The following is a 19,149-nucleotide window of genomic DNA, read 5'->3' as shown; positions in this document are numbered from 1 at the left end:
TACTGTGGAATAGCTGAACTTCTGAGGCGCTCGCTTGAGCAAGCTCTTGGTTCATAGATGAGCTAGTTGTCACACTCAATCTTCAGAAAAGATTTGATCAAATAAAGATCGCTTAACCCTAAACTCAATTTCAATAATCTGTTGGTAAAGACTATCCAGACTCTCAATATTAATTTTACCATCTTCGTTTATCTTTTTGATAACGGCTAACGTTCCTTTGATACTCAAACCAAGTCTTTTAGCTTCTCTTCTAGCTGTCGAGTCATCTAACAAAATATAATCTGCATTCAACTCAATCCCTAAAGCGATCGCTTCGGATTCTCCTTTACCCAATCGTTGATTTAAGCTGTTGAGGAGGCTTATAAGGCTGGATGTGCGAACTTGAAGTTTACCAGTGTTGATTAGCGTTTTAATGGTTTGGCTAGCTGAATCTGACTTAGCGCTAATTTCCTCAGCAACAGATTCAGGAATGTAGAAATCATCAGGATATTCAATGAATTGATTTAGGTAGCTTAGTTTAGCAAGAAAAATCAGTGGTGATGAATTGAGAACAATTTGCATTCATTTACCAGCTTTTTTCCAAAGCAACATCTTCTTCAGAAATGTAAGAAAATTCAATTCCCATAAGGTCTAGAATTTTGAGGAATTCTGCTGGCTCCAGTTGCATAACTTCTGCGGCTTTTTGAAGGCTGATTACTTTAGCAAGTAAAGCACCAAGTAAAAAGAGAAAATTTTCTTTCTGTTCGATGCTGTGGAATAGTTGAACTTCTGAGGCGATCGCTTGGGTAAGCTCTTGGTTCATAATTATCTCTATTTGGAGTTTTTGTAAGTCCTATTTTTGAAAAAAATTAGATCGTTCCGCTTCGCTACACTCAAAAAGGGTAAAGGAAAGAAGGGCAGAGGGCAAGAGAGCTAAAGTATAAAGGGCTAAAGAGTCCTCCCAACCGCGCAGACAACACGAAAACCAACATCGCCCTCGTGGAAGTCGCGCCCCGCCCCACCGTCGACGTCGCGGGACGCGGAACGGCAGTTCTTAGGATTGTTGACCCAGGAACCGCCCCGCAGCACTTGATATTGATTATTATCTATCCATGCACTTCCATTACTAGGCGCTCCTTTATAGCTGTCATGCCAAGTATCTTGACACCACTCCCAGACATTCCCGTGCATATCGTATAATCCAAAGGCGTTGGGCGGAAAACTTCCTACTTCTGTTGTTTCTTGACGAGATTTTCCTTTTGGTGCAGAAGCGTAGGTGTAATTCCCATCATAGTTAGCTAACTCAGTCGTAATCGTCTCGCCGAAGTGAAATGGTGTTGTTGTTCCTGCACGACAGGCATATTCCCACTCTGCTTCACTAGGTAGGCGATATTTACGCCCAGTCTTTTGACTCAGCTTGTTGCAAAAGTCTACTGCATTATTCCACGACACTTGCTCTACAGGACGTTTTGCTCCCTTGAAGGTGGACGGATTGCTACCCATTATTTGCTGGTACTGTTCCTGAGTCACTTCAAACTTGCCCATAAAAAAAGCAGGCATATTTACAGTGTGCTGTGGTTCTTCATATTTGGTTTGACCATTTTCATTGGGTGGCGAACCCATATTAAAAGAGCCTCCAAGAATCTCAACCATATCTAAGGTTATGCCATTGCCTAAGTCCTCCTTAAAGAACTTAGCTTGCTTGTTAGGATCTCGTTTAATTACCTGTCCCTTTTTATCTACCGTTACCGTTTCAAACTTAAAAGAATCAAGTGTTGGTGATTGACCCTTAAACATTTCACGACCTACTACTGCTGTCACCAAACCTACACCTCCCAAGCCAGCCCACTTTAAAAACTTTTGTCGGGTTATTCGCTCTTGAGCCGGTTGAGTGGGTTGAGCAGAACTTGGCTGCTGAATCGGAGATTTAATCAATTCTTGGCTTGCTACAACTCTAGTTTCAATTGCAGTAATGTCCGTTTGTTTAAGTCCTAGAGTCCGTTGAAATTGCCTTAACCTCTGCCGAACATCATCACTCTCAAGGAAATTTCCTGCTTTAATTGTTTTAATTAATTCCTGCTCATACTGCTGTAATTTTTGGCGATATTCTGCTTCCTCTTGCTGCCGTTGTTTCTCTGCCTCCTGCTGCTTTAGTCGTACAGCTCAAATTTTAGAATATTACCTATTTATGTGATAAAAATCCAGGCAGCTACTAGACTTCTTGCAAAAGTCCCTAACACCCCTCCCCGCAAGCGGGGAGGGGAGACAAAGCGTAGCTTTGGCGGGGTGGGGTTCTTTCTTATTTTTGATTTATGCAAGAGGTCTACTGTATCATTATCCAACCACGACTTACTAGATATTTTTCCCATCGATAATTTTTCCTCTTAGCTGTTATGACTCTTTGCCCTGATTCTACCCTTAGCTTGGTTTCTCCCAGCATTAGCGATCGCCAACAAGTCGCCCCTTTAAAACTGGGAATTATGGCTTCTGGGAATGGCAGCAATTTTGATGTAGTTGCCCAAGCTATCCAAGATGGACAGCTAAATGCCCAAATTCAAGTTTTAATTTACAATAACCCCTCGGCGAAAGCAGCCGTCAAAGCAGCCAATAGGGGGGTAAAGTCTGTTTTATTGAATCACCGCAACTATAAAAGCCGAGAAGAGTTTGATGAGAAAATTGTGCAGACATTGCGGCAGTACGATGTAGATTGGGTGATTATGGCAGGCTGGATGCGACTAGTAACTTCAGTTTTAATTGATGCCTTTCCTGAGACGATTATTAATATCCATCCGAGTTTGTTACCTAGTTTCAAAGGAATCCATGCTGTAGAACAAGCCTTGGCATCTGGGGTAAAAATCACTGGTTGTACAGCCCATATCGCTTGTTTAGAAATGGACAGTGGCCCAATATTGATCCAAGCCGCAGTACCAGTACTGCCGGATGATACAGCAGAAACACTCCACGCCCGGATTCAAATTCAGGAACATCGAATTTTACCACTAGCGATCGCTCTAGCAGCTTGTCGTTTTAAAATTTGAAGCTGTCGTGATCAATAGGCAACCTGTTATAAGAAAAACTAAAGCTGTCGTGACCACAGCTTTAGCTGTAGTTATGAATGATTTAGCTATGGTTACAACAACTTGATTTGTTATAAGAAAAACTTAAGCTGTGGTTATAAATCCTTCATTTGTCGCTACCACTACTTAAGCTGTGGTTATAAATGTTTCATCTGTGATTAGATCAGAAGCTAGAGAACTGAAGTTGTAGGAACTGGCGTTGGATTACAGTTTGTTAACACACTCTAGATATACTTAGATTTTTCCCCAAGCAAATTGCATTATTATATCAAGGAAATTGCGAGAATTTACTAGGAATTATTTGATCACAAGTAGAATGATTTGTGGATTATGCTGAACCCAAATCTAGCTTCAGTAGAGCATAGTAGCTATAGAAACTTCACAAATAAGTAAATTTATGTCTCGGAAAAAACGTACATCCCGCGTTCTAGAAAAAGCTGAGTTAAGAACCTCTGGACTTAGAGCAATTGATCTTAATCTGGATCTTGGGGATGCTTGTAACTTAAAAAACATGATACAATTAATTGATCAGTTACGCATCAAGATAGATGCTCATAACACTGCTTTAAGCGTTATTGACTCTTCCAAAACAGAGATTGAAGAATTAGAACAAAGCTTAGGCAATTTCTCTGAGAAGATGCTCATGGGAGTTGGCTTTAGATACGGCAAAGACAGCTACGAATATGAAATGGCAGGTGGTGTTCGCAAAAGTGAACGTATTCGCAAAAGCAGGTTAACCCGCTTAAAAAATCTTGCACAGCAAGAGTCTATTCAGAGTGCTTAAAGCAGGTAATTTCATCTATGGTTTGATATAGCAGTTCTCATACCCTACCTTAAGCCGCAACGCGTCTATGGATGCAACAGATGGTAGGGATACAGAAAAAGCTCATAGGTGTCAACTTACAACTATTTTCAGGTAAATAGACCACGCGGTAGGGGCACAGCATGCTGTGCCCCTACGACAGATGTGGTTCAAATACATAAAAACTGCTGTAAGCCAAAACCCTTTGAAAACCTCGTTGCACCTCATTGTGGCTCTGCCGCGAGTCAGGGAGGCGGCAGCCTCCTATAGGCATTAACAGTCAGAGACTCTTAAGGAGACAATTTATTTTTTAATTGCCGCCAATTGGGACATTTTCCAGAAATAGCTAGAAATCCAATTGGTAATAATGTGAGCGACAATCGGCACTAATAAGTTGCCCGTCACCAGGGCACTAGATGCGAATATCATCCCGACAATTGTTGCCCAAATCACATAAGGCCATTGTTGGGAACCGCTAAAATGCAAGATGCCAAAGCAAAGACTGGATACAATTACAGCTGTATAATCAGAGCCTAAAGCTGGCAGCATCACACCTCTAAATAATAATTCTTCACTCAACCCCGGTAGCAACCCTAGCCAAATTAAATCTGGTAAAGCTAAAGGTTTCAGTACCACTTGTAGGTAATAATCTGCACTTTTTCGATAGCCAGTCCAAAGGCGATAAGTTAAGCCACTTAACGCGGTGATGACAAATCCCAACCCTACACCCAACAGGAACTCTCTTTGGTTCAAGTTCCAAGAAAATAGGGAAAAGTTGCCAAAGTGCAATGACACTTTAGCGACTATCAACAAAATGATTGCAGTTACTCCCATCGCCCCAAGTACTTGGATGCGCGTCATTGATGGAATTTCTGGCTCTTGCTTGTGTTGTTCAACCACGGGTTTTTAACGGGAGTGAGGAGTGGGGAGTAGGGAGAATGATGTTTAGCTGTAATTCAGGAAATTATAGCGGTTCTAGTTTGTATGCAATACACTCTGAGGCTTTGAATCTTACTCTACTCCCCAACGCTAGTAGGGAAGGGGCTGTTCTTGTTAGGTCTGTATTGGACTCAACCCAAAAGCACTATAATATGAATTCTAACTTTTAACTCCTGCCTCCAAACTCCTGTACAGACGCGATTAATCGCGTCTCTCCAAACTTCTGTACAGACGCGATTAATCGCCTCTCTCCAAACTCCTGTACAGACGCGATTAATCGCCTCTCTCCAAACTTCTAACTACTGACTGCAAAGGTAATAATTTGGGACCCAGAGCTGCGGGATTAATGCCTGCCTTGTGTGCTACTAATACACCCACTGCTTCTAAATATGAGTTTACTTGTATAGCTTTCATCCCTAACGGTTGGGAAGGAACTTTTATCAGAGTTTTATTTTCTTCTACTGTAATTATTTGGCATCGTCTTTGGCTTAAACTTAGTAAGGCGCTGCTACCACAAGCAGTTGCAGGTGCGATCGCAGCATCCACTTGATCTGCCCAAATATCTTGTTGCTCTGATGCAATCAGTCTTTTCTCTACTATAAATTGTGGAGCATGACTTAATCCGACAAGGACGCACGGCAAAAAGGTATAGCCCAATTCTTCGGCGGCGGAACGCGGAGATAAATTAGGTTGTGGAGGTTCGCTCAAAAGGGCAGGAGAATGGGCGCAAGGAATTTGAAAGTTTCGCACTAGCAAATGACTAATTACAGCTTCTGCACCCGCTAAAGGATCAACGCCTTCACCGTGGCGGTATTTTTGTACTGCTTCTGAGTCTATATCATCTGGGAAACGGGCAACAACTGCGATCGCTTCAGCCCCCGCTTTTTTAATTAATATCTTAGCTGCCCTTAACAAGCTATCCGGGTTGCCAATTGTTCCCCAACTAGCTCCCGATGCTGTAGTCCGCAATTCTACATTTAATGGTGCATCTGTAATTATATAATCTGTTAGAGTCAATCCCAGCGTTGCTCTGACTGCATCTGCGGCTTGTATCTGTCGTAGTCGCAACTCTGGCTCAATCGCTTGGTCTAAAAGCAAACCTACTTTATTCGTGCGAACTGGACGTAAACCCCAGCATCCAGAGGCGAATTTGTCAAGCCCGTAACCTTCAACATAGAAAGCGTTTGGGAGATTCCAGTATAAAGAAGCGCCATTAAGGACATTGGGGTGAGTAATTAGGCGATCGCAAACCTGTGCTATAACTTTGGCAACAGGTAAAGCATCACCTGCATAACCCCCAATGGCAGCCCCAACGCCAGTTGGTACAATTAAAATAGCGGTGTATGGACGATTCATCTTAAGTTATTTCCTGTGCTTGATAGCTTACCTGAGATCCATCCTTTAGCTAGCTTTGCCGCTCTAGTTTTTTTTAAATAGGAATAACTCTCCAAAGCACAGGTTGGTCTTTTGAGAATTTAGCAAATCCAAATACAAGAGGTTCAAATTTATAATTTTGCTGTTTTGCTAATTCCTTAAGCCAGTCCTTATGAGGACGATAGCGGTATAGAAAAACATCGCTAAAGCGCTCTAATTCTTTTGCTGTTGGCAGATAAACTTTAAATGTGTTGGAAGGTTGAAGGAGAATTTGTACATTGGGGTTAAGTGAATGGCTTAAAGATAAAATATGACCTACTTCTGCATCGCTAATTAAAAGAGGATGAGTTGTCTGATTAACAATTTTTCCAACAGCTATATTTTCGCCATTATGGCCTTTGTTATACCAAATTGTTGCTTGATTGCTGACAGCACAGGACAAGATACTTCCCGAAACTAAGATAACTAAGAGTAATTGCCAAAATTTTTGATGCCAAGATTTTAACGAAGGATTAGCTAAATTTCTTCCTAGCAAGTAAGCAATAGCTAATTCCACTCCTAATAAACTAGGAATCATGTATCGTGCGATTGTGGAACGCATTCCTCCGAAAATCAAATCTGGCACCATTAAAGGCAGTGTGCTAACGCCAGTCAGAAGGATAATCAATAACCAAACTGATATGGGTGTTTGACGACAGAGGCAATAAAAAGCATATACAACCAAGACTAACAACACTTGATGCACATAAAAATCCCAGGGTTCTTGATTAAGATCAAAAAAGATCCGACCAAGGTGCTGAATCCAGATATCCATTAGTTCTGAGTTTTTCAGATGGTATATGAATGTCCAATCGAGGTCTTTCTTTGCTTGAGATTGATTAATGATCAGAATCAAAGCCCAAGGAAGAAAAATCATAAAACCTAGTAGAGATGCTACAACGTAAGCTTTAAGAATCTTTCGCTGGCGAAACCCATAGATAAGCATGACATAAAGACCATGAGCGCTCGCCACCAGTCCAGCCAGAAGAAACGTATAAAGGTTTATTACCAGGGTAAGTGTATAAATACCCCAGCTAGTTCTAGTTTTTAGTCGTATTGCCCACAGTAAAGCTGCGGTTGAAAGTAAAGTAGTTCCAGTCCATAGGCTGTATTCTCTCGACTCCTGAGAGTAAAGCACATGAAATGGCGAGACAGCAATTAGTCCTATCGTTAACCATATAGGCAACTTGTCAGCGAAAATCCCTGTTTCAACAAATAGCTCTTGACACAGCCAATAAGTGCATGGGAATGCTATCAGGCTAAGGAGCGCAGGTAACAACCTAGCTAATGCTACTGAACTACCAATACTATGGAACCAAAAATGTAGCAAACCGTAGTATAGCGGCGGATGCTGCGGATCTTCCTTTGCGAGGCTTGCGGCTACATCAATAACGGTTCTTGTTCCATCAGGGTGCTGATATCGCTGGAGTTCCGTTACACTAACTACTGACTTTTCAGAAAAGTGTTGAGCAACTTCTTCTTCGGTATAACCAGAAACTCGCAGAGATGTTATGGCTTCATCATACCAGTACACTTTATCCTCAAGGTGAGTAAAACGGAAAAATATGCCTAATACCAGCACACTACCGAGGAAAAAACGCCACAAAAACTCGTATTTCATGCTAAATCAGTTATAAAGCAACTCATGTTAGTAACTAACTAGTACCGTGCGGCGTAAATACATATACCACTTTTAACCCTTGCAATCAATCAAATTTTCCTAGCTTTTAATGGTCTGCTTATTTCCGCCGTGCTGTACTAGCCGTTATCTAAATCAGAAGCCATCAACTCCCAACTCCCAACTCCTAATTCTTAACTGTAGTTACCACAGCTTCAACTGTAGCTTTTTGTTGGTCAACGTCCACAGAAGTAATTGCCCAACGAAGGGGTTCCCCCTCTTTGTTCAACTCTGTTTCAATTGCTTTTAGTAATTCTGCGGGAGTTTCTTGTAAATCAATTTCTGCGGTAATAAAATGAGTCGTCATCTCGGTAAATCCTGTTGACTTGTAGTTTCTAGAATAACTGATATCAGTTGCTAGGAAAGACTAATATTATTTATCAGGTTTAGAACTTTTCACCGAACAGTTATTCAGTTATGAATAATCATCCGATATACTGATATAGCGTTTCCTAATCATATTTACATCATAGTCCCCTCCTCGCTTGCGGGGAGGGGGTTGGGGGTGGGGTTCTTGTAGCTCACTCAACCGATAACCGCTATAACTGTTCGCTGATTATTAGTCTTTACCAAATTGTAGCTGATAAACTATGTCTTCCTTTTCTGTCTGAATTTTCAAATCAGAAAGGGGTTTAGCAATACAAAGTAATACGTAACCTTGCTTTTGCAAATCAGGACTAACGCCCATACCATCAGTTTGATCCACAGTTCCCTCGCTTATTTGACCGGCGCAAGTTGTGCAAACACCTGCATTACAAGAACTCGGCAGTTCCAAACCAGCAGCATCGGCAACTGATAAGATCGTTTCATTTTCAGAAACTTGCAAGGTATGAGTTTTGCCTTGGTGATCAATTTCTACGGTGTAAATTTTGGGCATATACAAAACAAGCGTGATGCAACGGACAAACTTATTAGTTTATCTGAATTAGTGAAAAATATCTAGATGTTACTATAGGACTAGTATTTGATTTTTGAAATACACGTAGTGAACCCTCTAAGCTAAAATAGTGCATTAGACGTAGACGTAGGTTGGGTGGAGCAAAGCGCAACCCAACTGATTATCAGGATGTTGGGTTACGCAAAGCCTCCAACGCCACTTGCTACAACGCGGGAAACCCGCGCAACGCAGTGGCTCCCCAACCTACAATTTTTTTGCAACATTTTGGACTAGACAGTCCACTACAAGACTACCGAGATTTTTTCAGAAATCAAATATGATTCCTATATAAAAATTTAGGTTAAAGAGCGGTAACTATAGCAACTAATTCTGAACAAGTTATAGATTAGTAACATTATTTACTATACAATACACAAATAAATTAGTTAAATTTGCTTACTATAAATATGCGCGTAGGCGTAGCCCGCCGTAGGCATCGCGTTTCCTTAGAGACTGTATCTGTAAGTCTGCCTTAACTTCACGGCATTCTAAACGCGTTAGACGAAATTCGCAGTTATTGCAGCGAGTCGTGATGTGATCGCAGAAACCTGATTGTAAATTACGTTTTGGGCGAGCCATGAAAAGCTATAGCATTATTGCACTAAATATACAATAATTGTCATCTAGTCCGCCTCAGAATGAATTCACCAGTCTAATAGCACTCATTCGTCTAAAGACGACTAAGAAAAGGTTATAGTCCGTTTTAACTGACATCTTGCACCATTCTCAATTAGCACCATCGCCCGCCCAGAACTCAAGTTCTGGGCTGATAGCTCAACTCCACGCTTAGTGGACTCAAACTTTTGCTCAGTCTTCTTTAGAAGACTTTAGCTATTAGCCTCAGAATGAATTCTGAGGCGGTTGTTGGAACTGATGCAAGATATCAGTTTTAACGGACTTTAACTATGAGCTTAAATAACTTCTGATCTCCTTTGGTGAAACTTCCATATTGCAATCTTTTCAAACCCTGCGATCGCTGTAAATCAACAATATACACTATGTAGCGATGATTGCCTTCACCAACAGACTTTGGTCATCAATGTTACAATGTTGACTCTTAAGGTTACACCATTAAGCCTTAAGGTCATAACATTAACCCTTAAAGCTAGAACCTTAAGGCTTAAAATTACAACATTAAGCGTGCTATATAATAAGACTTTGCATTAACCCAGAACTTCCGCAATTTTAAAATTGAATGACCCGTTTTATACATGATAAATTTGCCAAAGACTATCTAGAAGAACTACTAAAAGATTACGGTGAAGTCAAAGCATCAGAAAAAGTCTCAGGAGAGATTAAAGAAATAGATGTTTTATTCACTCCTGCTAAACAGCAAAGCTCTAATTTACAAATACTGGGTTTGTTAGGAAGATTTGCTGAACATCCTGCGATTATAGAACCCTTCCGCAATCCAGCTTCTACCGATGAAATCTGCGACTGTATTCTCAAATTATTAGAAATAAAGGCTCTCTTGCGACGAGAAGCAAAGGCAAATAAAACCAAACTTCAGGATTCAGAAATTCCCAAATTGTGGATTCTGACTCCAACCATATCTGAAGCTAGATTGTCTAACTTTGGAACTATGCAAAAAGCAGGTTGGTTATCGGGAGTCCATTTTCTGCCAGATGCTTTGCGAACAGCAATTGTGGCGATACACCAACTACCGCAAACACCAGAAACATTATGGTTAAGGCTTTTAGGAAGGGGAAATGTGCAGTCACAAGCAATTATCGAGTTGCAAGCGTTACCATTAGATCATCCATACCAGAAAGCAACTCTTGAATTAGTTTACAACTTGCGCGAAAATTTGAGAGTAAATCAAGAATTAGAAGCAGATGATCGGGAGTTAATTATGCGATTAGAACCACTTTATCAAAGAGACAGAGAACAAGCCAAAGAAGAGGGAAGGCAAAAGGGAGAACAAGACTTAATAGTGCGTCTACTCAATCGCCGTATTGGTAATATTGATGCATCATTAACCCTGCGAGTTCAAGGTTTATCGATTGAACAATTAGAAAATTTAGGAGAGGCACTACTAGACTTTTCTAGCGTCGCTGATTTAGAAACTTGGTTAAACCAACAATAAGGATAAATCATTCTAGCTTTTGCTAATTAAATAAGTTACATCATAGCCCCCTCTCGAAGAGCGGGGGGTGGGGTTCTGTACCTACTCAACTAATAACCGCCATAGCAGATTAAATAATTTATAACCAACTCGGATTCTACAGCAACCCAGTTTAGTGCTGCTCGTATTCTATCAAATTGTAAATATATTCGCTTCACGAAAACTATACCTTCAGTATAAAAAAAACCTTGCTAATAACCGATTACCAGTAAGGCTTCCAGTAATAAAAGTAAGCTAAACTTTTATAGCCAAGTATTGCCTAAAAATATTTCATAATTAAAGGGAGAAAATCCCAATGGAGAACATAAGAATGCTGGAACAATATCGTAAACACCTTGCTGAAAGAGCAGCACTGGGAATTCCCCCCTTACCATTGGATGCAAAGCAAACCTCAGAATTATGTGAATTACTGAAAAATCCGCCAAAGGGTCAAGAGGAGATATTATTACATCTATTGAGCGATCGCGTTTCTCCTGGTGTTGATCCAGCAGCTTATGTCAAAGCTGGATTTCTCACCGCCATTGCCAAAAAGGAAATCACCAGTCCGTTGGTTTCGCGCATAGAAGCGGTGCAATTGTTAGGGACGATGATAGGCGGTTACAACGTGCAATCTTTAATCGATTTGCTGCAATGGCCTACCGTATCCCTCTCAGACTCATCTGAAACACCTTTAGTAATGGGCGGACAAGGAAAAGAACCCATCGCCGCCTACGCCGCTAACGCCTTAAGCAAAATCCTCTTGGTGTACGATGCCTTCCACGATGTTTTGGAGTTGTCTAAAACCAATCCTTTCGCCAAGCGGGTGATTGACTCTTGGGCGGAAGCTGAATGGTTTACCCTTCGTCCCACAGTAAGAGAAGCGATTACTGTCACCGTTTTTAAAGTTCCTGGCGAAACCAATACCGACGATTTATCCCCCGCCCAAAGCGCCACAACTCGCCCAGATATTCCCTTACACGCCTTAGTGATGTTAGAGTCACGGCAACCGGGAAGCTTGGCAACTATTGCCGAACTGAAGGAAAAAGGGCATCCTGTAGCTTACGTGGGGGATGTAGTTGGTACAGGTTCCTCGCGTAAATCTGCCATCAACTCCGTATTGTGGCATACAGGAAATAATATCCCTTTTGTGCCAAACAAACGCGCTGGGGGTTATGTTTTAGGTGGTGCGATCGCGCCTATCTTCTTTAATACAGCAGAAGATGCCGGTGCTTTGCCTATCCAGTGCGATGTCAGCAAACTCGAAACCGGCATGGTAATTACCATCCATCCCTACAAAGGCGAAATCACAAACGAAGCAGGCGAAGTCATTTCCACCTTTGCCCTCAAACCTGATACCATCTTCGATGAAGTTCGCGCCGGTGGACGTATCCCCTTACTTATCGGACGTACCCTCACCGACAAAACTCGTCTTGCACTTGGTTTAGAACCCAGCACAGTTTTTACCCGTCCCCAGCAAGCCTTTGATACAGGCAAAGGCTACACCCTGGCGCAGAAAATGGTAGGTAAAGCTTGCGGATTACCTGGTGTGCGTCCCAACACATCCTGCGAACCCATCATTACAACCGTTGGTTCCCAGGATACCACAGGCCCCATGACCCGCGACGAATTGAAAGAACTCGCCTGTCTTGGTTTCAGTGCAGACTTAGTGATACAAAGTTTCTGCCACACAGCAGCTTATCCCAAACCAGTTGACATCCAAACCCATCACGAACTCCCCGATTTCTTTGCTTCTCGTGGCGGTGTCGCCCTCCGCCCCGGTGATGGTATCATCCACTCTTGGTTAAACCGGATGCTGCTACCCGACACCGTAGGAACTGGCGGCGACTCTCACACCCGCTTCCCCTTAGGTATTTCCTTCCCCGCCGGTTCGGGATTAGTGGCGTTTGCAGCAGCTTTGGGTGTCATGCCTTTAGATATGCCAGAGTCAGTATTAGTAAGATTTAAAGGTGAATTGCAACCAGGTATCACCCTGCGGGATGTCGTGAATGCCATTCCCTACGTGGCAATTCAAAAAGGTTTGCTGACAGCAGAGAAGCAGAACAAGAAAAATGTCTTCTCCGGGCGAATTCTGGAAATAGAAGGTTTACCAGATTTAAAAGTGGAACAAGCCTTTGAACTCACTGATGCTAGCGCCGAACGTTCTTGTGCTGGATGCACAATTAAGCTGAGTGTAGAAACAATTTCTGAATATCTGCGTTCTAATGTCGCACTGCTGAAAAACATGATAGCACGAGGCTATCATGATCCGCGTACCATGTTGCGCCGTGTGGCCAAGATGGAAGAATGGTTAGCAAATACCGTGTTATTAGAAGGTGATGCCGATGCGGAGTATGCCGAAATAATTGAAATCGATTTGAACGAAATCAAAGAACCAATTGTTGCTGCTCCCAATGACCCCGATAATGTTAAATTATTATCGGAAGTTGCTAATGATCCAGTGCAAGAAGTATTCGTCGGTTCATGTATGACGAATATCGGTCATTATCGGGCAACAGCGAAAGTTTTGGAAGGTGCCGGTGAAGTGAAAACTCGCCTGTGGATTTCACCACCAACCCGCATGGATGAACACCAACTTAAAGAAGAAGGTGTATACAGCATTTTTGGGGCTGCGGGTGCTAGAACAGAAATACCAGGATGCAGCTTGTGCATGGGAAATCAGGCGCGAGTTGCTGATGGGACAACAGTGTTTTCTACCTCTACCCGTAACTTCAATAATCGCATGGGTAAAGATGCGCGAGTGTATCTTGGTTCAGCAGAATTAGCCGCAGTTTGTGCGCTGCTGGGACGGCTTCCCACAGTGCAGGAATATTTGGATATTGTGGCGAGTAGAATTCATCCTTTTGCAGAAGATTTGTATCAGTATTTGAACTTTGATCAAATCCTCGGTTTTGAGGATGAAGGGCGCGTGATTTCTAAGGAGGAGCAGGCTTTGTTGGTATAGTTTAATTAGGTGGGTGTTATGCCCACCTAATATTTAGCGTTTCCAAGAGGAATATTAATGACCAGTCCATCTTTTATAAATGAACAAAATCTCTATGAACAAGACTTTTACTTGTGGACGCAAACCATTGCCCAGCAGTTAAAAGAAAATAATTTTAATCAAATAGATATACCTAATCTAATTGAAGAAATTGAAAGCATGGGGAGAAGTGAAAAACGCGAGTTAAAAAATAGATTAATTGTGCTATTAATGCACTTGCTGAAATGGCAATATCAACCAGAAAAACGTAGTGAAAGTTGGCGCAGCAGTATTTCTGAACAAGGTATCTGTATTGAAACATTATTAGAAGATAGTCCGAGTTTGCAACCTCTACTTGCAGAAGTATTTGAAGATTGTTATCAAAAAGCTCGTCTCAAAGCATCTGATGAAACAGGGATTAATTTAAATTTTTTTCCTAAAGAATCTCCTTTTACATTAGAAGAAACTTTAAAAAATAGTTATTAAGTTGGAGGAAGGAATGAATTTTTATACCGTCGTACTCAGAAAAAATTCTGGCTATTGGGTTGCTTTATGTTTAGAAAACGGCATTGTCGGGCAGGGAAATATTCAAGAAGATGCAATTAATAAACTGAAAGAAGCAATTGAATCTTTTTAAGTGGTTTATGAGTCTGAAAGTAATATTTATAAATCTACCGTTTCAATAGATGAATTATATGAATTTTTATCTGTTGAAGAAAAAGAACAAGATTTAGAGCAGTTTGTGCGTTGCTAGAGCGGCTTCCCACAGTGGAGGAATATTTGGATATTGTGGCGAGTATAATTCATCCTTTTGCGGATGATTTGTATGGGTATTTAAACTTTGATCAAATCCTCGGTTTTGAGGATGAAGGACGCGTGATTCTGTCGGAAGAGATGCCGAGATTGAAGATATTTTGGGTATGCCGACTGCTGCGAGGTAGGTAATAATTAACATGAAATGCCCCATGTTTTAATCTGTAGCTACATCAAAAAGCCCTCATTAGTGGGCTTTTTGATGTAAATTCCTCACACTGAAGTCTTTGATAATACAAAAAATTAGTTATTATCGTATATTATACCTATGACATTGAAGAAGGTGTGCTCACAGGCGAAATACTGGAATGTCAAAAAGATAAAGTGACAGCAGAATCTAAATATCGCATCAGAGGTTTAACTCTTGATGCAGGGGAAGTCAAAATAATTGCCAAGCTAAGTCCAACTGGAAAACTTGTTATCATTACTGTATACATACCCTAATACCAGGAAAGCGGCAAATGCTGTGTGATATTTGTGGAAGCGAAGGTGTAAAAGTCCGCCGAATTACTAGAACTTACGGTAAGGGTAAAGACCTGCTAGTAATAGAAAATATTCCAGTGATAACCTGTACTCATTGCGGCGAAAGTTATTTAACTGCTGAAACTCTTCACAAAATTGAACAAATCAAAACTAACCGGAAAAAATTAGCTGTGGAACGTCCTGTAGAAGTGGCTAGTTTTGGATCATGAATAATTGCCAAAATTAACTGTTGCTTCAGCTATTCTCTTACTAAAAAACATTTCTGGACTTCTACACAATAGTTTTGCGAAAGAGTGCAGGTTATTGGGTTGCTTTATGCTTAGAAAATGGACTGGTAAGACAAGGGTTAAATCAAGAAGCAGCAATCAAGCAACTGAATGAAGCGATCGCATCTTTTTTGGAAGTCTATAAAATATGACAATAATTAAGTTTAGTAAATCTCATTGCTAACTGATTTTTTCACGCACACATGAGTTATTGTATCATAAAATTAATGTCTGGAATTTACACAATTTCTTATTGTTAATAATAGAGTAGGAGCTAATGAAAGATATCTTCTGGGAAACAATACATCTGTACGACAATGAGTGCGATCGCCCTGTGCTAGTTGCGTAAGTCCTGAATTTAACGAAATTATAGCTAAAGAATAGCACCCTTCATACTAATTTACAGCGACATTGCAACGCTTGCTTGAGTAAAACTTGATATTCTTTGTCCCCAACCCGATAAGCACCAAATCTTTCCAAATGGGGATTCATCATTTGGCCATCAAAAAATACAAATTCCCTCTGGCGCAATCTTTCCACCAACTTTACCATCGCCACCTTCGAGCCTTCAGGGATGCGGTAAAACATTGACTCGCCAATAAAAGCGCCACCAATGACAATCCCTAAAATTCCCCCAGCTAATTCGTCACCCTGCCAAGTTTCAAAACTATAAGCATAACCCTTCTGATAAAGTAGCGAATAAATCTCTCGTAATTCCGGTGAAATCCAGGTTGTCTCTCTGTCAGCACACCCAGCCACCACAGCTTGAAAGTCCCGATTAATCGCCACAGTAAACCGTTCTTGATTGATAACACGCTGCAAAGACCTGGGGTAGTGAAACCGTTCATCCAAAGGAATAAAAGTCCGATCGCGACTTCCGTACCAACTCAGGCGATCGCGCTCATCAGCCATGAGAAAATAGCCTTGTGCATAGCCCTCAACAATAGCGGCGATATCATATTGCATAAATAAATATAAAAAAACTAACTAGAGAAATGCAATTTGATGCTATCAATCATTCTCTGCATTCCTCTACGCTTCCCTCCGTGTCCCTCTGCGTTTAAAAAAAATGACTCAACCAATTCCACCCATCACCCTACCACCCCCTGAAAATCCGCAACTCGAAGGAGAATGGTTACGAGAGCGCTTACAACATTGGCTAGATACCGAATTTATCCCCGAAGCAGTCAACCAAAATATTGCCCAACGAGCCGCACAGATTTTTGTGCGTCAACGGATGGAAGGAGAAAACGACCTTGGTTGTCTGGTAATTGCGATTGTCACAGAGATGCAGTCGTATGATTTTTCCAATAGCTTCTATGGAGAGTTTGCGATCGCCAACGCCGTCAGCGATCTACTCTTAGAAAGTCTGGGAATTGATAAGTGTTGTGGTCAATAATTTTTGTCATTTGTCATTTGTCCTTTGTCATTTGTTCTTTACCAATGACTAATGACTAATGACTAATGACTCTTATTTACCAACTAGACTTAACAACTCCAGGCAAAAGACCTTCATGCGCCCATTCTCGCAGCACGTTCCGAGACAGTCCAAAATCGCGGTAAACACCTCTAGAACGACCAGTCAACCAGCAACGGTTGCGGTGGCGGGTGGGCGCACTATTCCGGGGTAGCTGTTGAATCTTCCGGTGGATTTCCAGCTTATCCAGAGGAGATGCTGCACTTCTAAACTCTTCGAGAAGAGCTTCCCGCTTGTCAGCATACTTTTCTATCAACCTAGTGCGCTTTTTCTCGCGCTCAATCAAGCCCTTTTTTGCCATACATTTTTTAACTTATTTAAAGACAGCATTCTCTATTCTACAGCCTCCCCATCAATTCTAGGGTTACTCCTGTCGCTTACCCTACAACCATTGGCTGATTCGCCGCCGGACATAAATCAGCAAGCTCACAAGCGATACAGACGGGAGAGCGTGCTTTACAAATAGCACGACCATGATAAATCAGCCGGATTGACCAATTTTCCCAATCAGGTTGCGGCAATAAACCCATTAAATCTTGCTCAATCCGAACGGGGTCTTTTGCTTTAGTTAAACCCAAACGTTGGCACAGGCGCTTGACGTGAGTATCTACCGTCACTCCCACATGAATGCCATAAGCATGAGCCAGGACTACATTTGCTGTTTTCCGCGCCACACCTGGAAGTTTTAACAACTGTTCCATTTCGTTGGGGACAACAGAGTTAAACTCAGTGACAATCATCCGACAGGCGGCTTGAATGTTCTTGGCTTTATTGCGATAAAAGCCAGTTGAACGCACCAAGTTTTCTAATTCTACCAAGTCAGCGATCGCTAAACTCGCAGCATCAGGAAACCTACCAAACAATTCTGGTGTCACCTTATTCACCCGCTCATCAGTACACTGAGCAGACAGAATAGTTGCCACCAACAATTGTACTGGTGTTGAGTAATTCAAAGAGCAAGTAGCATCTGGATAAAGACGCTTCAGACGAGCTAAAATTTCTAGCGATCGCTTCCTTAAAGGTAAAAGTTTCTTTTCCCGACTCCCCATTTCTTAGTACAGACGCGATTAATCGCGTCTCTCCCACTCCCTATTTTCACTGGAACAATCTTTGCACCCATTCCAATTGGCTAGTTAATTGGGTGGTTTCTTTAACGATCAGAAAAATTCCTAACCCTAAGAGTAACACCAAACCGGTTTGCATTACACCTTCTTGAATACGGGCAGGCACAGGCTTACCGCGCAAACCTTCAATCAGCAGAAAAGCGAGTTGTCCGCCATCCAAAGCTGGTAAAGGCAAAATGTTGATAATAGCCAAGTTAATGCTGATAATTGCGGCAAAAGACAACAGGTTTACGATATTATCAGCAGCTAATTTTGCCCCGATTTTGACAATATTAACTGGCCCAGAAACTTGTCCAGCAGTTTGTTGAAAGTTAGTAATCAACTGCCCAAAACCAGCGAGTGTCCCAACAAATAATTGTTGAAACCTATTAGCAGCAATGCCGAAAATTTCAAAAGGACTATTAGGACGGCGATAAACTGCTGTCGCATTTGGACTGAGTGCCACACCAACTACACCTTTACCATCGGCTCCCAGCTTTGGTGTTAATTTCAGGGTTTTTTGTTGGTTTTCACGCTGAATTTTCACTTCAATTTGCTGATTAGGATGAGTTTGAATCTCTTTTGTCAGCAAAGGAGTTGACTTATCAGAAGCCGGGAGTTCCTGACCGTTCACAGCCAGAATAATATCTCCTTCCCGAATTCCGGCTTGGTAGGCGACAGATTCTTGATTAACAGGCTGTACAACGACACCAGCTTGATAGTTTAATTCCTTGGGAATGCCGACAATACCCAATTGCAGAGCCAACACCAAGTAAGCAAATATTAAATTTGCGATCACTCCGGCACTAATGACGATCGCCCGGTCTAAAATTGGACGGTTACGCAGCAGATTTGGGTCATTGGGTGGAATATCGCTATCGGGGTCATCATCGGGAAAGCCCACGAAGCCGCCCAAGGGAAAAGCGCGGACAGCATATTCGGTTTGTGAACCTTGGTACTTAAAAAGAACTGGGCCAAAACCCAAAGAAAAACGGTTAACTAGAATGCCTTGAGAACGGGCTGCAACAAAATGTCCCAACTCGTGTACCAAAATCAAAACAGCCAAGACTGCGATCGCTGCTAAAACTGACATAGAGT

At 41.7% G+C, this 19,149-nt stretch carries 23 protein-coding genes and 1 pseudogene; 10 read left to right on the top strand and 14 right to left on the bottom strand.

Annotated elements, in window-relative coordinates:
* Positions 1-75 precede the first annotated feature (75 nt).
* From HWQ38_RS34785 to HWQ38_RS34775, 3 genes and pseudogenes are all read right to left on the bottom strand, one after another.
* Positions 76-561, bottom strand: a complete 486-nt coding sequence (locus tag HWQ38_RS34785; RefSeq protein ID WP_292803227.1) for a DUF3368 domain-containing protein — start codon at positions 559-561, stop codon at positions 76-78.
* 4 nt (positions 562-565) lie between these two features.
* Positions 566-802 (bottom strand): hypothetical protein, encoded by a 237-nt coding sequence (locus HWQ38_RS34780; protein ID WP_366933376.1) that lies wholly within the window; start codon positions 800-802, stop codon positions 566-568.
* A gap of 125 nt (positions 803-927) precedes the next feature.
* Positions 928-1,752 (bottom strand): annotated as a pseudogene (locus tag HWQ38_RS34775) (formylglycine-generating enzyme family protein); the annotation flags it as partial.
* A 620-nt stretch (positions 1,753-2,372) separates the two neighbouring features.
* On the opposite strand from HWQ38_RS34775, the gene purN reads away from it, so the two are divergent.
* Together purN and HWQ38_RS34765 are read left to right on the top strand one after the other, a co-directional pair.
* On the top strand, positions 2,373-3,017 hold the full coding sequence (gene purN / locus HWQ38_RS34770; RefSeq protein ID WP_292803225.1) for a phosphoribosylglycinamide formyltransferase: 645 nt from the start codon (positions 2,373-2,375) through the stop codon (positions 3,015-3,017).
* 436 nt (positions 3,018-3,453) lie between these two features.
* Positions 3,454-3,840 (top strand): hypothetical protein, encoded by a 387-nt coding sequence (locus HWQ38_RS34765; protein WP_292803223.1) that lies wholly within the window; start codon positions 3,454-3,456, stop codon positions 3,838-3,840.
* Between the two features lie 321 nt (positions 3,841-4,161).
* Here the strand turns inward: HWQ38_RS34765 and HWQ38_RS34760 are convergent, their stop codons facing one another.
* The 6 genes from HWQ38_RS34760 to HWQ38_RS34735 form a co-directional block, all read right to left on the bottom strand.
* Entirely contained in the window at positions 4,162-4,758 is a 597-nt protein-coding gene (locus tag HWQ38_RS34760) for a CPBP family intramembrane glutamic endopeptidase (protein ID WP_292803220.1), read from the bottom strand.
* Positions 4,759-5,070: 312 nt separating this feature from the next.
* Positions 5,071-6,153, bottom strand: a complete 1,083-nt coding sequence (locus tag HWQ38_RS34755) for a DUF3326 domain-containing protein (protein ID WP_292803217.1) — start codon at positions 6,151-6,153, stop codon at positions 5,071-5,073.
* A 73-nt stretch (positions 6,154-6,226) separates the two neighbouring features.
* Positions 6,227-7,831 carry a hypothetical protein gene (locus HWQ38_RS34750; protein ID WP_292803214.1) on the bottom strand — a complete coding sequence of 535 codons (1,605 nt, stop codon included), beginning with the start codon at positions 7,829-7,831 and terminating at the stop codon, positions 6,227-6,229.
* Positions 7,832-8,015: 184 nt separating this feature from the next.
* The gene (locus HWQ38_RS34745) at positions 8,016-8,195 is read right to left on the bottom strand and encodes a hypothetical protein (RefSeq protein ID WP_292803211.1); all 180 of its coding nucleotides are present in this window, start codon (positions 8,193-8,195) and stop codon (positions 8,016-8,018) included.
* A gap of 252 nt (positions 8,196-8,447) precedes the next feature.
* The gene (locus tag HWQ38_RS34740) at positions 8,448-8,765 is read right to left on the bottom strand and encodes a 2Fe-2S iron-sulfur cluster-binding protein (RefSeq protein WP_292803208.1); all 318 of its coding nucleotides are present in this window, start codon (positions 8,763-8,765) and stop codon (positions 8,448-8,450) included.
* 459 nt (positions 8,766-9,224) lie between these two features.
* Entirely contained in the window at positions 9,225-9,404 is a 180-nt protein-coding gene (locus HWQ38_RS34735) for a hypothetical protein (RefSeq protein ID WP_292803205.1), read from the bottom strand.
* A gap of 616 nt (positions 9,405-10,020) precedes the next feature.
* Here HWQ38_RS34735 and HWQ38_RS34730 point away from each other — a divergent pair.
* From HWQ38_RS34730 to HWQ38_RS34715, 4 genes are all read left to right on the top strand, one after another.
* Complete coding sequence (locus HWQ38_RS34730; RefSeq protein WP_292803202.1) at positions 10,021-10,911, top strand: DUF4351 domain-containing protein; 891 nt, start codon at positions 10,021-10,023, stop codon at positions 10,909-10,911.
* 349 nt (positions 10,912-11,260) lie between these two features.
* Positions 11,261-13,891: a bifunctional aconitate hydratase 2/2-methylisocitrate dehydratase gene (gene acnB / locus HWQ38_RS34725; protein ID WP_292803292.1), complete on the top strand. Its 2,631-nt coding sequence runs from the start codon at positions 11,261-11,263 to the stop codon at positions 13,889-13,891.
* 57 nt (positions 13,892-13,948) lie between these two features.
* A complete protein-coding gene (locus HWQ38_RS34720) occupies positions 13,949-14,395 on the top strand; it encodes a DUF29 domain-containing protein (protein ID WP_292803199.1) in 447 nt (148 codons plus the stop codon).
* 13 nt (positions 14,396-14,408) lie between these two features.
* Positions 14,409-14,546, top strand: a complete 138-nt coding sequence (locus HWQ38_RS34715; RefSeq protein ID WP_292803196.1) for a hypothetical protein — start codon at positions 14,409-14,411, stop codon at positions 14,544-14,546.
* Positions 14,547-14,639: 93 nt separating this feature from the next.
* Here HWQ38_RS34715 and HWQ38_RS34710 read toward each other — a convergent pair whose 3' ends face one another.
* On the bottom strand, positions 14,640-14,864 hold the full coding sequence (locus HWQ38_RS34710; RefSeq protein WP_292803193.1) for a hypothetical protein: 225 nt from the start codon (positions 14,862-14,864) through the stop codon (positions 14,640-14,642).
* Between the two features lie 107 nt (positions 14,865-14,971).
* On the opposite strand from HWQ38_RS34710, the gene HWQ38_RS34705 reads away from it, so the two are divergent.
* The 3 genes from HWQ38_RS34705 to HWQ38_RS34695 all read left to right on the top strand — a co-directional run bounded on the left by HWQ38_RS34705 (position 14,972) and on the right by HWQ38_RS34695 (position 15,623).
* Positions 14,972-15,166, top strand: coding sequence for a DUF4258 domain-containing protein (locus HWQ38_RS34705; RefSeq protein WP_366933378.1), 195 nt, complete (start codon positions 14,972-14,974; stop codon positions 15,164-15,166).
* 17 nt (positions 15,167-15,183) lie between these two features.
* Positions 15,184-15,414: a type II toxin-antitoxin system MqsA family antitoxin gene (locus HWQ38_RS34700; protein ID WP_292803187.1), complete on the top strand. Its 231-nt coding sequence runs from the start codon at positions 15,184-15,186 to the stop codon at positions 15,412-15,414.
* Positions 15,415-15,488: 74 nt separating this feature from the next.
* Positions 15,489-15,623, top strand: a complete 135-nt coding sequence (locus tag HWQ38_RS34695) for a hypothetical protein (RefSeq protein ID WP_292803184.1) — start codon at positions 15,489-15,491, stop codon at positions 15,621-15,623.
* 238 nt (positions 15,624-15,861) lie between these two features.
* Here the strand turns inward: HWQ38_RS34695 and aat are convergent, their stop codons facing one another.
* Complete coding sequence (aat, locus tag HWQ38_RS34690; RefSeq protein WP_292803181.1) at positions 15,862-16,437, bottom strand: leucyl/phenylalanyl-tRNA--protein transferase; 576 nt, start codon at positions 16,435-16,437, stop codon at positions 15,862-15,864.
* 103 nt (positions 16,438-16,540) lie between these two features.
* Here aat and HWQ38_RS34685 point away from each other — a divergent pair, with 103 nt between their 5' ends.
* Entirely contained in the window at positions 16,541-16,870 is a 330-nt protein-coding gene (locus HWQ38_RS34685; protein ID WP_292803178.1) for a hypothetical protein, read from the top strand.
* A 76-nt stretch (positions 16,871-16,946) separates the two neighbouring features.
* Here HWQ38_RS34685 and rpsN read toward each other — a convergent pair whose 3' ends face one another.
* From rpsN to rseP, 3 genes are all read right to left on the bottom strand, one after another.
* Positions 16,947-17,249 (bottom strand): 30S ribosomal protein S14, encoded by a 303-nt coding sequence (gene rpsN, locus HWQ38_RS34680; RefSeq protein ID WP_292803176.1) that lies wholly within the window; start codon positions 17,247-17,249, stop codon positions 16,947-16,949.
* Positions 17,250-17,325: 76 nt separating this feature from the next.
* Entirely contained in the window at positions 17,326-17,997 is a 672-nt protein-coding gene (gene nth, locus HWQ38_RS34675; protein WP_292803174.1) for an endonuclease III, read from the bottom strand.
* A 46-nt stretch (positions 17,998-18,043) separates the two neighbouring features.
* Entirely contained in the window at positions 18,044-19,144 is a 1,101-nt protein-coding gene (rseP, locus tag HWQ38_RS34670) for an RIP metalloprotease RseP (protein ID WP_292803172.1), read from the bottom strand.
* Positions 19,145-19,149 lie beyond the last annotated feature (5 nt).

Origin of the sequence: Nostoc sp. NMS7 (genome assembly GCF_017115085.1) — a bacterium.
GTDB lineage: Bacteria > Cyanobacteriota > Cyanobacteriia > Cyanobacteriales > Nostocaceae > Nostoc.
Note: the sequence above shows the minus strand (reverse complement) of the source record. Positions and strands in the feature narration are given on the sequence as shown.

Bases quoted from the DNA above. Each gene is read 5' to 3' on its own strand.
- HWQ38_RS34720 (WP_292803199.1), top strand. From the start codon at position 13,949: ATGACCAGTCCATCTTTTATAAATGAACAAAATCTCTATGAACAAGAC.
- HWQ38_RS34755 (WP_292803217.1), bottom strand. From the start codon at position 6,153: ATGAATCGTCCATACACCGCTATTTTAATTGTACCAACTGGCGTTGGG.
- HWQ38_RS34750 (WP_292803214.1), bottom strand. From the start codon at position 7,831: ATGAAATACGAGTTTTTGTGGCGTTTTTTCCTCGGTAGTGTGCTGGTA.
- aat (WP_292803181.1), bottom strand. From the start codon at position 16,437: ATGCAATATGATATCGCCGCTATTGTTGAGGGCTATGCACAAGGCTAT.
- HWQ38_RS34715 (WP_292803196.1), top strand. From the start codon at position 14,409: ATGAATTTTTATACCGTCGTACTCAGAAAAAATTCTGGCTATTGGGTT.
- rpsN (WP_292803176.1), bottom strand. From the start codon at position 17,249: ATGGCAAAAAAGGGCTTGATTGAGCGCGAGAAAAAGCGCACTAGGTTG.
- HWQ38_RS34745 (WP_292803211.1), bottom strand. From the start codon at position 8,195: ATGACGACTCATTTTATTACCGCAGAAATTGATTTACAAGAAACTCCC.
- HWQ38_RS34700 (WP_292803187.1), top strand. From the start codon at position 15,184: ATGCTGTGTGATATTTGTGGAAGCGAAGGTGTAAAAGTCCGCCGAATT.
- HWQ38_RS34735 (WP_292803205.1), bottom strand. From the start codon at position 9,404: ATGGCTCGCCCAAAACGTAATTTACAATCAGGTTTCTGCGATCACATC.
- HWQ38_RS34730 (WP_292803202.1), top strand. From the start codon at position 10,021: ATGACCCGTTTTATACATGATAAATTTGCCAAAGACTATCTAGAAGAA.
- HWQ38_RS34710 (WP_292803193.1), bottom strand. From the start codon at position 14,864: ATGTTAATTATTACCTACCTCGCAGCAGTCGGCATACCCAAAATATCT.
- HWQ38_RS34685 (WP_292803178.1), top strand. From the start codon at position 16,541: ATGACTCAACCAATTCCACCCATCACCCTACCACCCCCTGAAAATCCG.
- nth (WP_292803174.1), bottom strand. From the start codon at position 17,997: ATGGGGAGTCGGGAAAAGAAACTTTTACCTTTAAGGAAGCGATCGCTA.
- acnB (WP_292803292.1), top strand. From the start codon at position 11,261: ATGCTGGAACAATATCGTAAACACCTTGCTGAAAGAGCAGCACTGGGA.
- HWQ38_RS34785 (WP_292803227.1), bottom strand. From the start codon at position 561: ATGCAAATTGTTCTCAATTCATCACCACTGATTTTTCTTGCTAAACTA.
- HWQ38_RS34780 (WP_366933376.1), bottom strand. From the start codon at position 802: ATGAACCAAGAGCTTACCCAAGCGATCGCCTCAGAAGTTCAACTATTC.
- rseP (WP_292803172.1), bottom strand. From the start codon at position 19,144: ATGTCAGTTTTAGCAGCGATCGCAGTCTTGGCTGTTTTGATTTTGGTA.
- HWQ38_RS34765 (WP_292803223.1), top strand. From the start codon at position 3,454: ATGTCTCGGAAAAAACGTACATCCCGCGTTCTAGAAAAAGCTGAGTTA.
- HWQ38_RS34740 (WP_292803208.1), bottom strand. From the start codon at position 8,765: ATGCCCAAAATTTACACCGTAGAAATTGATCACCAAGGCAAAACTCAT.
- purN (WP_292803225.1), top strand. From the start codon at position 2,373: ATGACTCTTTGCCCTGATTCTACCCTTAGCTTGGTTTCTCCCAGCATT.